This window comes from Pseudomonas sp. CFBP 13711, assembly GCF_014842265.1.
Lineage (GTDB): Bacteria > Pseudomonadota > Gammaproteobacteria > Pseudomonadales > Pseudomonadaceae > Aquipseudomonas.
In genome coordinates, this window is sequence record NZ_JACYVI010000006.1 from 288,955 (window position 1) to 301,239 (window position 12,285).

Genomic DNA, 12,285 nt, shown 5'->3' on the forward strand with positions numbered 1-12,285 from the left:
TCGCTCGATCGTGACCGGATCCTTGGTAATAGTCACGCGTTGACCCTATGTGTCGCAAATGGTGTTCAGGTACACTCGTTCCACTGACACATCGGCGCCGCAATCTCAGTGCTGTGCCGCTCCTCCCCCGAGTTCTTTGCCGCTGAAACGAGGTTTGCCATGGCTGACTACAAAGCGCCCTTGCGCGATATGCGCTTCGTCCTCAATGAAGTGTTCGAAGTCTCCCGACTTTGGGCCACGCTTCCCGAACTGTCTGAAACCGTGGACGCCGAGACCGTCGAGGCGATTCTCGAAGAGGCGGGCAAAGTCACTGGCAGATCCGTCGCACCGCTGAGCCGCGCGGCCGATGAGGAAGGCTGCCACTGGAAAGACACTGTCGTCACCACACCTGCAGGTTTCGTTCAAGCGTACAAAACGTATGCGGAAGGGGGCTGGGTCGGCGTCGGCGGCAATCCGGAGTTCGGCGGGATGGGGATGCCCAAGGCGGTGTCGGCTCAGGTTGAAGAGATGGTCAACTCCGCCAGCCTGGCGTTCGGGCTGTACCCGATGTTGACGTCAGGCGCCTGCGTCTCGATCAATAACCACGCCAGCGAAACGCTGAAAACCAAATACCTGCCGAACATGTACGCCGGCATATGGGCCGGTTCGATGTGCCTGACCGAAGCCCACGCCGGCACGGATCTCGGGATTATCCGCGCGAAAGCGGAGCCGCAGACCGATGGGTCCTACAAGGTCAGCGGTACTAAAATCTTCATCACCGGCGGCGAACACGACCTCACCGAGAACATCATCCATCTGGTGCTGGCCAAACTGCCCGACGCACCGGCCGGGCCGAAGGGCATTTCGCTGTTCCTCGTGCCGAAAATCATGGTCAACGACGACGGCAGCCTGGGTGAGCGCAACACGGTGTTCTGCGGATCCATTGAGCACAAAATGGGCATTCAGGCGTCGGCCACCTGCGTGCTGAATTTTGATCAGGCCAAGGGCTACCTGATCGGGGAGCCGAATAAAGGCCTCGCGGCGATGTTCACCATGATGAATTACGAGCGCCTGGGTGTAGGCATTCAGGGCCTGGCGTCCGGCGAGCGTTCGTATCAGAACGCGATCGAGTACGCCCGCGACCGTCTGCAAAGCCGGGCCCCGACAGGCGCGCAGTCCAAAGACACCATTGCCGACCCGATCATCGTTCACCCCGATGTGCGCCGCATGCTGTTGACCATGAAAGCGCTGAACGAAGGCGGTCGCGCGTTCTCGACGTACGTGGCCATGCAACTGGACACCGCCAAGTACAGCGAAAACGCCGACGTGCATCAGCGCGCCGATGCGTTGGTTGCACTGCTGACCCCGGTCGCCAAGGCCTTTCTCACCGACATGGGCCTGGACACCACCGTGCACGGTCAGCAGGTGTTCGGCGGTCATGGCTACATTCGCGAATGGGGCCAGGAACAACTGGTGCGTGACGTGCGCATTACCCAGATCTACGAAGGCACCAACGGCATTCAGGCACTGGACCTGATGGGGCGTAAGGTTGTCGCCAGTGGCGGGGCGTACTACAAGCTGTTCTCTGACGAAGTCCGTGAATTCATTGCGTCTTCTGACAGCTCGCAGGCCGAGTTCACCAAGCCGTTGGCCGCTGCCTTGACCACGCTGGACGAATTGACCGACTGGGTGCTGGACCGGGCGCGTAGCAACCCGAATGAAATCGGTGCCGCTTCCGTCGAGTATCTGCATGCATTCGGATACACGGCATACGCCTACATGTGGGCGATGATGGCAAAAGCGGCGTGGGGCAAGGAAACTCAGGAAGATTTCTACGCTAGTAAGCTGGGCACTGCGCGTTTCTACTTCGCGCGTCTGCTGCCTCGGATTCAGTCCCTTTCAGCGTCGGTGAGGGCTGGCAGTGAGTCGCTGTACCTATTGGAGGCGTCACAGTTCTGACACCACGAAAATCATGTAAGCATTTGCTTACATGACGTGGTGGCATTCGGCTCTATCGCTCCGGTGGATCCAAGTTTAATCTACTCACATGGACGTAGCGCAGGACGCGCAACAGATAACAGGGACACGTAAGGGATTGCCTGCCAGGACGGCGGGAAGAAATGGAAGTCATGGGAAACAGTCTGGAAAACCTCGCTTAGGCGGGGTTTTCTTTTTTCTGCGTCCTGGAAAATGCCTACTCCTTCGACCGCTTCGGTTGGCGCGGCTGCGCGAGAAGGTAATGGCTTGATGATTGCGCTGCGGAACCCCTGTAACGGCCCAAGGTCGATTAGCTGTGCGGCCCCCATTGGGCCATTAACCAGGAGCTTCACCCATGGACATCATTCGCATCATCATCGCCATCCTGCTGCCACCCCTGGGCGTGTTCCTACAAGTCGGTTTCGCCGGCGCATTCTGGCTGAACATCCTGCTGACCCTGTTGGGCTACATCCCGGGGATCATCCACGCGATCTACATCATTGTCAGTCGCAAGTAACCCAATCCGCTAAACACCGCGCTTCCTGTCTCAGGTCAGCTGACATAGAGTCCGACGTCGGACTTTATGATCAGGAAGGTCAGGGATGGACGTTGTTTTGGGATTACTCGCCGCTCTGTTCTGGGGCGGCACAGATTTTCTGGTAGGGCTCAATGCCCGTGCCGTCGGGGTCAAGCGAGCGGTTTACTTCGGTCAGGCGCTTGGCTTCCTGATCATGTGCATTCTGTTGTTGTGCTTCCCGGCTTTCATCTCCAAATCACTCTCTGCGCCGTGGCACACGTGGCTTCTGGGTGTACTCGCTTCGGTTTTCACGGTCAGTGGTGCGCTGGCGTTATCCAAAGCGTTCTCGCTCGGCAAAGCTTCGATTGTGGCTCCACTGGTGACGTCGTACGGCGTCTTCACCACGCTGTTCTCGTGGGCGAGCGGCGAGCACATCTCGATGACGCAGCTGTTGTTGATCGCGTTGTGCGTGCTGGGAGTCGTTCTGTCGAGCATCACGTCAGGTAACGATTCCATGGCGAAAAAGCACAACCAGCAAGCGATTGTCTACGCACTGGGCGCCGCCTTGCTGTACGGATCGAGCTTCTGGATGCAGGGCCGTTACGCGCTGCCAGCACTGGGCCCCGTCACGATGCTCTGGCTGGGGTATCTGGTCGGGCTCGCCGTTTTGTCGCCGATGATTTTGCGAATGAAAGACGCCCTGAAGTTGCCGCCTGCACGCGCCGGGGTAACCCTTGTGGCGGCAAGCCTGCTCAACCTGGGTGGGTTTTCTGCGTTCTCGTATGGCGCGATGGTGGGATCGATTTCCGTGGTCACCGTCATCAGTACCCTGTCAGGGGGTATCGCCGCCGTGCTTGGCTTCCTGTTCTTCAAAGAGCGGCTCAGCGCCATTCAGGTCTGCGGGGTGGGGCTGGTATTGATCGGTGCCGTGGCGCTGCACGTTTATGGATGAGCCAATCACGGGCTCGCGCGGTTACACATGGCGATGTCGCGGGTTTGACAGTTTACGCACAAGCTGTGGGAGCGAGCTTGCTCGCGAAGGGGCCGGTACAACCGCTAAAATTCCAGCGGTTGAAATGTCTTCTTCGTGAGCAAGCTCATTCCCACATGATCGCGTTGGCCAGGTGCGTCAGTGGCTGACGCGCAAAACGTCCGACACCTCACCCATCAATCACCTTGCGGTAAAACGCCCATTCGGTTTCCAGTGCATGGGCCTGGTTGGCGGCTTTGCGGAAGCCGTGGCGTTCGTCGGGGTAGAAGTGCCCTTCCGCCGGTATGCCGTTTTCCAGTAACGCATTGAGCATGTCGCGGGTCTGGGCGGGGACGACCACGGCGTCGAGTTCGCCCTGGAAGAAGATCACCGGGACCTTGATCTGGTCAGCATGCAGCAGCGGCGTGCGTTCCCGGTAGCGCGCCATGTCGACATCGGGGTCGCCGATCAGCCAGTCCAGATAATCCGCTTCGAACTTGTGCGTGGCTTCCGCCAGTGCCAGCGGGTCACTCACCCCGTACAGGCTCGCTCCTGCGCGGAACACATCCTTGAAAGCCAACGCACACAGCGTCGTATAGCCACCGGCACTGCCGCCGCGGATGAATGCGTTTTCTGGATCGATCAGGCCCTGATTGCCCAGGTATTCAACCACTGCGCAGGCGTCTTCGACGTCGACAATCCCCCATTCCAGAAACAGTGCCTGGCGATAGGCGCGGCCGTAACCGGTGCTGCCGCGATAGTTGAGGTCGGCGACGGCGAAGCCCCGCTGCGTCCAAAACTGAATGCGCGGGTCCAGTGCGGGGTAGCACGCGGAGGTCGGGCCGCCGTGGATAAACACCACCAGCGGCGGCTTGCCGTCGCCATTCATGGCCGGATAGAAATACCCGTGCGCTTCGCTGGAGCCGCTGGGATAACGCAGGGTTTGCGGCTGGCTGATGCGCTCAATGGGGAGCGGGCTCATGCCGCCGGCCAGCACCTGAACGCGCTTGTCAGCACGACTGATGGCAATGACAGCAGAAGGGCTGACGGGCGACGCCGCGATGCAATAGAGGTAATCCGCGTCCACCGCGAGGCTTCTGAAACGGCTGTAATCGCCGCTGAAATCTTCAACTGAACCCTGCTCCGAGCGCACGCCGAGCAGGCCTTTGCCGTCTTCGAACCAGGCGGCGAGGTACGCGCCGTCGCCGAGCGGCGCCCAAGTTGACGCGCCCAGTTGCCACGGCGCCGAAGCGTGGTCGGCAGGGGCGGCAGGCAGCGCCTCAAAACCATCCAGCGTCTCAACCCACGGCTGCCAGAAGCCGGCGCGGTCGGTCAGGCAATACAAGCGGCCAGTTTCATCAAAGCGGGGTTGCTGCAGCGATTCCAGCCCCAACCCGCCCGCGAGGCAGTGCGGCCTGCCCCATGAGAAGTCGGGCTGGCGTTCGACGCTCATCAGTCGCGAGGACGTCCAGGGCTGATGGGGCCGCCACCACTCGATCCAAACCAAGCGATTGCCATCCGGGCTGACGGTGGGCGATGCGTAAAAATCGGCGCCTTCGGCCAGTACGTGACGGCGGCCGTCGGCGAGGTCGAACGCGACCAACCGATGAGTATCCTTATCCTCCTCAACCGCCAGAATCTGCCCACGCGCATAGCGGACATCTCCGAAGAGCTTGTCGCCTTGGGTCAGGGGTCGAGGCGTTTGGGAATCGAAGGGCTGGAGGTAAATCTGCTGGTCCGCTTCGTTGACGAACACCACGGCATCGTCAGTCAGGCAGAACGAACCGCCGCCATACTCATACACCCGGCTGCGCACGCTGAAACCCTCGGGCGTCAGGCAAGCAGTCGCGCCGTGGTGCCAGCGCCAGATGCGCGTCGCGGCATCCTGCGGGCGGAATTCACTCCAGAAAAGCCCCGCAGGGCTGACGCTGAGTTCGGCGAAATCGGTGCCTGCCGCCACAGCCTGGGCGGCAGAAAGAAGGTTAGGACTTGGCGATGAGGCGTGAGTTTCGTTCATTGCGGAAGGCCAGTTGCTCGATGGTCTGGCTAGCATACTCGGCTTCATCACGGGCCTGGGTGATCAAGTGATGCTGCGGCGACTTGCTGCACACCGGGTCCGTATTGCTCGCATCGCCGGTGAGCATGAATGCCTGACAACGGCAGCCACCGAAGTCTTTTTCCTTCTCGTCGCAAGAGCGGCAAGGCTCCGGCATCCACTCATAACCGCGGAAGCGATTGAAGCCGAACGACTCGTACCAGATGTGCTGCATCGTGTGATCGCGCACGTTGGGGAACTGGATCGGCATCTGCCGCGCGCCATGGCACGGCAGCGCGGTGCCATCCGGCGTCACGGTCAGGAACAAATTGCCCCAGCCGTTCATGCAGGCTTTTGGGCGCTCTTCGTAGTAATCGGGGGTGACGAAGATCAGCTTCACCGGGTGGTTTTCCGCGGCGAGCTTGACCCGGTATTCGTTGGTGATGCGTTCGGCGCGCACAAGTTGGTCTTTGGTCGGCAGCAAGCCCTCACGATTCAGGTGCGCCCAGCCGTAGAACTGACAGGTCGCCAGCTCCACGAAGTCAGCTTCCAGCGCCACACAAAGCTCGATGATCTTGTCGATCTTGTCGATGTTATGCCGGTGGGTCACGAAATTGAGGACCATCGGATAGCCATGCTTCTTCACGGCGCGGGCCATTTCCAGCTTTTGTGCGAAAGCCTTCTTCGAGCCGGCAAGCATGTTGTTCACTTGCTCGTCGCTGGCCTGGAAACTGATCTGGATGTGGTCCAGCCCGGCTTCCTTGAAGTCAATGATCTTCTGCTCGGTCAGGCCGATGCCGGAGGTGATCAGGTTGGTGTAGAAGCCCAGCCGCCGCGCTTCAGCGATCAGCTCGGCCAAGTCCTGACGCACCAGCGGCTCGCCGCCCGAGAAGCCGATCTGCGCCGCGCCCATCTGCCGGGCTTCGGCCATGACTTTGAACCACTGCTCGGTGCTCAACTCCTGCCCCTGCTTGGCGAAATCCAGCGGGTTGGAGCAATACGGGCATTGCAACGGGCAGCGATAGGTCAGCTCGGCAAGCAGCCACAATGGCAGCCCAACCGGGGGCGTGGGCGGAATGTAGACATCGGACTGAGTGTTCACTGAGTCAGGCAAATTCGATCCAGAGCTCTGCACGGGCGACCTCCATGAATTGCTCGACGTCAGTGCCGAGTTCGGGGACGCCGGGGAATTTTTCGTCGAGCAACACAATGATGGCGTCGACGCTGCGCTGACCGTCAATCAGGCCACCGATCGCGCTCGCGCTTTCATTGAGCTTGATCATGCCCTCGGGGTAGAGCAGCACGTGACCGTTTTGCGCAGGCTCGAACTGAAAACGATAACCGCGGCGCCAGCTGGGCACCTGTTCGCGATTGAAGCTCATAGGGCGATTCCTTTGTGCCAGACGCGTTGGTCGGTCACGCTGTGATAGGGAGGGCGGTTCAGCTCGTAGGCCATGCTCATGGCATCGAGCATGCTCCACAAAATGTCGAGTTTGAACTGCAGAATTTCCAGCATGCGCTGCTGGCCTTCCCGCGTGGTGTAGTGCTGCAGCGTGATCGCCAGACCATGCTCGACGTCGCGGCGGGCCTGACCCAGGCGGGTGCGGAAGTATTCGTAGCCGGTCGGGTCGATCCACGGGTAGTGCTGCGGCCAGCTGTCCAGGCGCGACTGATGGATCTGCGGCGCAAACAGCTCGGTCAGCGAGCTGCTCGCTGCTTCCTGCCAGTTGGCGCGGCGGGCAAAGTTGACGTAGGCGTCGACGGCAAATCGTACGCCGGGCAGCACGAGTTCCTGCGAGCGCAACTGGTCAGGGTCCAGTCCCACGGCCTGACCCAGACGCAGCCAGGCTTCAATGCCACCGTCTTCACCGGGCGCGCCGTCATGATCCAGCAAGCGCTGTATCCACTCGCGGCGGATCTCCCGGTCCGGGCAGTTGGCCAGGATCGCAGCGTCCTTCAGCGGGATATTCACCTGATAGTAGAACCGGTTGGCGACCCAGCCCTGAATCTGCTCGCGGGTCGCGCGCCCTTCGTACATCGCCACATGGAAAGGGTGATAGATGTGGTAATACGCGCCCTTGGCGCGCAGGGCCTGTTCGAATTCAGCGGGGGACAGCGGCGTTGCATCGTTCATGTCGGCAGTTCTCGTCAAGAATTTCCGCAGATCCCGTGGGCGTGAGCTGCTCAGGAAGGCGATCTACCTGTGCCTCATCGGCTGGCTGACCTGCCACCTTCATGAGCAAACTCACCCCACAGTCGGTTATTCAGCATTTTTAAAGCTCGATGCTCATCCCGTCGAATGCCACTTCGACGTTCCGCCGCGCCAGTTCAGCGCGCTCGGGCGAGTCTTCGTCGAGGATCGGGTTGGTGTTGTTGATGTGGATAAGCACCTTGCGCTGTTGCGGCAGCTTTTCCAGCACTTCGAGCATGCCGCCGGGGCCGTTTTGCGCCAGATGACCCATCTCCGTCCCGGTGCGGGTGCCGACGCCACGACGCTGCATCTCATCGTCGTCCCACATCGTACCGTCGACCAACAGGCAGTCGGCGCCGCTCATCTTCTCCATGAGGGCGTCATCGACTTTGCCCAGGCCCGGCGCGTAGAACAGTTTGCCGCCCGTGCTCAGGTCCTCGACCATCAAGCCGATGTTGTCGCCCGGGTGTGGGTCGAATCGGTGTGGCGAGTAGGGCGGTGCCGCGCTGCGCAGTGGAAATGGCGTAAAGCGTAGATTCGGGCAGGCGGGAATGACAAAGCTGCCTTCCAGCTCGATGCGATTCCAGGTCAGACCGCCATTCCAGTGGGTGAGCATGTTGAACAGCGGGAAACCCGTGCTCAGGTCCTCGTGAACCATGTCCGTGCACCAGACTTGATGCGGGCAGCCCTCACGCAGGCTCAGCAAACCGGTGGTGTGGTCGATCTGGCTGTCCATCAGAATGATCGCGCTGATCCCTGTATCGCGCAGGCCGCGATTGGGCTGCATCGGGGCGAACCCCTGAAGCTGTGCGCGGATGTCGGGAGAGGCGTTGCACAGGATCCAGTTCACACCGTCGTCCGACAGCGCGATGGACGACTGGGTGCGCGCGTGCGCCCGCAAGCTGCCGTCGCGAAAGCCTGCGCAGTTGACGCAGTTGCAGTTCCACTGAGGGAAACCACCGCCGGCGGCGGAACCGAGAATCTGGATGTGCATGTAAACCCCGTAGCGACGGGCCAGGCCGGCCCTGAATCAGAATCGCGTTAATAAAAAAGCCCCGGCGAACCGAGGCTTCTCACCGCGCAACAATCAACGGCTTGCGAAGTACATGGTGACTTCAAAGCCGATACGCAGATCAGTGTAAGCAGGTTTAGTCCACATAATTGACTCCTTCTGGGTTAGTGCAGCGGTGGGTGAGTACATTCGTTAGTGCTCCTGCGAGCGGAGACGTTCAAATGCTTAGGGGGCTATGTTACTAAAATTATCGAACGGCCAATGATGAAATATCCGATAAAGATCCTTGCACAACGGGCAATGATCAGCGGGTTGTGGTCTGCGGTCGGGGCGGGCTAGAGGGCGTCAGGGCGGTTCGATAGGCAGAGTCTGGGGCTGTCGGGCTGGGCCAGCCGATGAGCGGTTTCGAGCAGAGCGGCTTGCTGAAGATGTGCAAGGGAATGTTGCAGGCATGCGCTGTAGTCGCTTCCGTGTCCCGCCAGATGTGCTTGCCAGAGCAGCTCGGCCGCTTGCGAGTGCTCCATGTCAGTCGTTTCGAGTTGATCCTGCAGGATTTTTACCTGCCCGGGTAAGTCTGCGGCGTTAATCATTGTCGGCAGACTCTTGATGAACGTCTCAATGTGCGCAACGAGTTGCTCCGCGCTCGCGCCTGGCGATTGCACGCCGAACAGCAGACCGCCCTGGCCAGCGATCTGTCGGAAACCACTGAAAACGGCGTAACCCAACTGCAACTCGACCCTTAGGCGCTGGTAGAACGGAGCCTGCATCAGCTGTGCGAAAAGTCGCCACGTGGCTTCGTCGTCGAGAGAGTGGGAGGGCGTTGGGTAGAAGATCAGCAGCGCAGTTTCGGAAGATTCCGACGGTTCGATTGCCCACCGTGTGCCTGTAGCCGGGGTGGTTAGGTGTGCTGGAAGCTCGGGGAGACCGGGGATCAGCCGAGCGGCGTGACTCAACAACTGTTGCGCTGAGGGGGTGAAGCCCGTGGCAAACCCTGTCCAACCAGCCTCAGCCCAAACGCGGTGCAGATTGTCGGTCTGATGTGTGATTGGGCTGTTCAAATAATGATCAGGCAACGTCTTCAACAGCTGACGGATCGGGATAACGGCCGGTTCATTAGCTGGCGCACCGTAGCGCGCCAAGGCTTGAGCATCCGGCTTGCCGAGCAAAAGCAGAGCCTGCTCCAGCACGGCGGGCAGCGGTTGCGCCACGCCTGAGACTTTCAACTGCCAGAATCTGCCGTAGGCACTGAATGCCAGCGCGACCCCCGCTTGACTGGCTTGGGCCGTTAGCGGTTTCAGGCTTTCACCCAACATTCGTGCAAGCGTTGGTTGCGCCGTGGCAAGCGTCCATCGCAGGTACAGTGCGGCTTCGCCGTTTTCTGGCAGCGCGTCGCTGAATGTCAGCGCGGGCAGCGGCAAGGTCGGCGCCGTGGCCGGCGTTGTCTGGTTCAAAAATGGATTGGGGTCGGGCAGCCGCCAGTGGACGGTTGAGGCGTCGTACGCCGGAGATTCGGCTTGCGCCTGCAACAGCGCGTCTGGTGTGAGCTGGCTGAGCAGTGCGTCGACCGCATCTACCGACAGGCCCGCCGCATTAGCTTCCGCGCTGAAATACCGTGCCAGCGAAAGCGCGCCGCTGACGGCCAGACGCCGCTGTTCCAGTCGTGCGTATTCTCCGAGCAACGGGCGGTAATGGGATTTGGAAAAGGCGAGCCAGCTGAACACCGTTGCTGATACGTGCGATGACGCGTCGGGTGCCTTCGCGGCCAATGCGACCTTAATGTCGATGATTGCCTGGCCGCCAAACTCATACATGACCTCGGCCTTCAGCGACTCAATCAAGCCTCGGTCACGCAGCTCCGCCACCAGCCCGCCCCCTTGCGCGTCATTCATCCAGGTGCAGAGAAACGCCGCGGCCTGTTCTTGCCCTGCCGGTAAGCCTTCGCATGCGAACGTCAGATGCATCCGACGCTGATCAGCCTCGCCGATTGGCTTCGGTGCATCAGTGAGCAGCGCAGGCGGATGCTGTTGCTTAACCCGAATACCTTGAGCAAAACACCCGCCAGACTGCGTGGCCAATTGTTCCAGTTCATCCAGCGACTGAGGCCCCGCGAGGCTCAACGTCATCTGTCCGGCCTGATAGAACCGTCGGTAGAAATCCTGCAGCGCATGCTGGAATGCCTGACGGGGAACCGGAAGACTGAAGCGATTGCCGGCATGAAACCATCGAATCGGATGCAAGGCTGAGACAGGATGCAGGCGCTTCAGCAGGTCACGAGAGGCATCGTCCCGCGACCAGGCGATGAATTCCGCGTGCAGCACCTCCCGTTCTCGCAGCTGATCGGCAATCGTCATACGCGGATGTGCGAGCATTTCGCACAGCCGCTCGAGACCGTCGGGGAACACGGCGCGCGGCAGCTCGAAGAAAAAGTCGGTGGTGCGTTCGCGTGTGCTGGCGTTCACTTGCCCGCCATGACGCTGCACGAACACCATCAGTTTTTCGTCCGCCGTAAAGCGCTCGGTGCCGAGAAAAAACAAGTGCTCAAGAAAATGCGCCAGCCCCGGCCAGCGGGCCGAGACATCATGACTGCCTGCCGCCACCCGCAATGCCGCCGCGCAACGCTTCAAACGTGTGGCCGAAACAAGCACCACGTTCAGGCCGTTGGGCAGGGTCAGGGATCGCTGGCTGAGGGGGTTGGGCATGGCGCTTGTGAGGTTTGATGAATGAGCGGCCATGCTAGCGGATTACGGGCGTGCAGGTGTGGGACGTGCGCAGGGGTGGCGCAGGAGAATTACCTTACGGTTTACCCAGACCGGAATAAAACCCCGGTCGGCGATCCTTGAAATACGTATTGATCGCCTGAGATTTGCTCATCGATTCACGGTCCAGATCCGCAATCACCAGCGCTTCATCCTGTCCAGCAAGACCGATTTGCCGGCCGTCTGGCGCGCAGATGCTGCTTAAACCGCAGTAATGGATCTCGCCCTCACTGCCGCAGTAATTGGCATAAACCAGGTAGCACTGGTTCTCGAAGGCGCGGGCGCGCACGGTGACTTCCGCGACGAAATCGTAGGGCGCCATGTTGGCGGTCGGTACCAGAATCAGGTCGGCGCCGGCCAGGGCCAGACGCCGTGTGTTCTCGGGAAACTCGACGTCGTAGCAGATCAAAAAGCCGAGTTTCCAGCCTCCGAATGCCACCACCGGAAAGTGCTCATCGCCCGCACTGAACATCGCGTTGTCCAGCTCGCCATACAGATGGGTCTTACGGTAATTGCAGAGCCGCACACCTTGCGCGTCGATCAACTGCACCGCGTTGTAAACCTGGCCGTCCGTGCTCAACTCCGGGTAGCCGTACAGAATCGCGACGCCCGTGGCCTGAGCGATCTCGGCAATCTTCAGCGCAGCCGGGCCGTTGCTTGCTTGCGCCAACTCCCGCGCGGCCTGGGCGCCAATGTTGTACCCGCTGAGAAACATCTCCGGGAAGACCAGCAGCTTCGCACCTTGGGCCGATGCTTCGATCGCCTGAGCTTCCAGGCGCATGAGGTTGGCGCTGACATCCAGCGGCAGCGGCGGGCATTGGTAGAGGGCGACGCGCATAGTGGCTTCC

The 12,285-nt window shown here is 60.5% G+C and carries 11 protein-coding genes; 3 read left to right on the forward strand and 8 right to left on the reverse strand.

The annotated features are described in order from the left end of the window. The first annotated feature begins 159 nt into the window (after window positions 1-159). The 3 genes from IFT47_RS14085 to IFT47_RS14095 all read left to right on the forward strand — a co-directional run bounded on the left by IFT47_RS14085 (window position 160) and on the right by IFT47_RS14095 (window position 3,425). Entirely contained in the window at window positions 160-1,938 is a 1,779-nt protein-coding gene (locus IFT47_RS14085; RefSeq protein ID WP_192173132.1) for an acyl-CoA dehydrogenase C-terminal domain-containing protein, read from the forward strand. 373 nt (window positions 1,939-2,311) lie between these two features. Continuing rightward, window positions 2,312-2,473, forward strand: a complete 162-nt coding sequence (locus IFT47_RS14090; RefSeq protein ID WP_037019089.1) for a YqaE/Pmp3 family membrane protein — start codon at window positions 2,312-2,314, stop codon at window positions 2,471-2,473. Window positions 2,474-2,558: 85 nt separating this feature from the next. After that, a complete protein-coding gene (locus IFT47_RS14095; RefSeq protein WP_192173131.1) occupies window positions 2,559-3,425 on the forward strand; it encodes a DMT family transporter in 867 nt (288 codons plus the stop codon). Between the two features lie 208 nt (window positions 3,426-3,633). On the opposite strand, the gene IFT47_RS14100 is transcribed toward IFT47_RS14095, so the two are convergent. From IFT47_RS14100 to IFT47_RS14135, 8 genes are all read right to left on the reverse strand, one after another. Continuing rightward, on the reverse strand, window positions 3,634-5,460 hold the full coding sequence (locus IFT47_RS14100) for a S9 family peptidase (protein ID WP_192173130.1): 1,827 nt from the start codon (window positions 5,458-5,460) through the stop codon (window positions 3,634-3,636). Further along, a complete protein-coding gene (pqqE, locus tag IFT47_RS14105) occupies window positions 5,426-6,613 on the reverse strand; it encodes a pyrroloquinoline quinone biosynthesis protein PqqE (RefSeq protein ID WP_192173129.1) in 1,188 nt (395 codons plus the stop codon). The genes IFT47_RS14100 and pqqE overlap by 35 nt, the downstream gene beginning before the upstream one ends. Next, window positions 6,585-6,860, reverse strand: coding sequence for a pyrroloquinoline quinone biosynthesis peptide chaperone PqqD (pqqD, locus tag IFT47_RS14110; protein WP_192173128.1), 276 nt, complete (start codon window positions 6,858-6,860; stop codon window positions 6,585-6,587). Before pqqD ends, pqqE begins: the two co-directional genes overlap by 29 nt. Next, the gene (gene pqqC / locus IFT47_RS14115; protein ID WP_122536522.1) at window positions 6,857-7,612 is read right to left on the reverse strand and encodes a pyrroloquinoline-quinone synthase PqqC; all 756 of its coding nucleotides are present in this window, start codon (window positions 7,610-7,612) and stop codon (window positions 6,857-6,859) included. Before pqqC ends, pqqD begins: the two co-directional genes overlap by 4 nt. A gap of 139 nt (window positions 7,613-7,751) precedes the next feature. Next, window positions 7,752-8,663 carry a pyrroloquinoline quinone biosynthesis protein PqqB gene (pqqB, locus tag IFT47_RS14120; protein ID WP_192173127.1) on the reverse strand — a complete coding sequence of 304 codons (912 nt, stop codon included), beginning with the start codon at window positions 8,661-8,663 and terminating at the stop codon, window positions 7,752-7,754. Window positions 8,664-8,756: 93 nt separating this feature from the next. Continuing rightward, entirely contained in the window at window positions 8,757-8,828 is a 72-nt protein-coding gene (gene pqqA / locus IFT47_RS14125) for a pyrroloquinoline quinone precursor peptide PqqA (RefSeq protein ID WP_008365141.1), read from the reverse strand. A gap of 188 nt (window positions 8,829-9,016) precedes the next feature. Next, a complete protein-coding gene (pqqF, locus tag IFT47_RS14130) occupies window positions 9,017-11,380 on the reverse strand; it encodes a pyrroloquinoline quinone biosynthesis protein PqqF (RefSeq protein ID WP_192173126.1) in 2,364 nt (787 codons plus the stop codon). A 94-nt stretch (window positions 11,381-11,474) separates the two neighbouring features. Next, window positions 11,475-12,275 (reverse strand): carbon-nitrogen hydrolase family protein, encoded by an 801-nt coding sequence (locus tag IFT47_RS14135; RefSeq protein ID WP_192173125.1) that lies wholly within the window; start codon window positions 12,273-12,275, stop codon window positions 11,475-11,477. Between the last annotated feature and the right edge of the window lie 10 nt (window positions 12,276-12,285).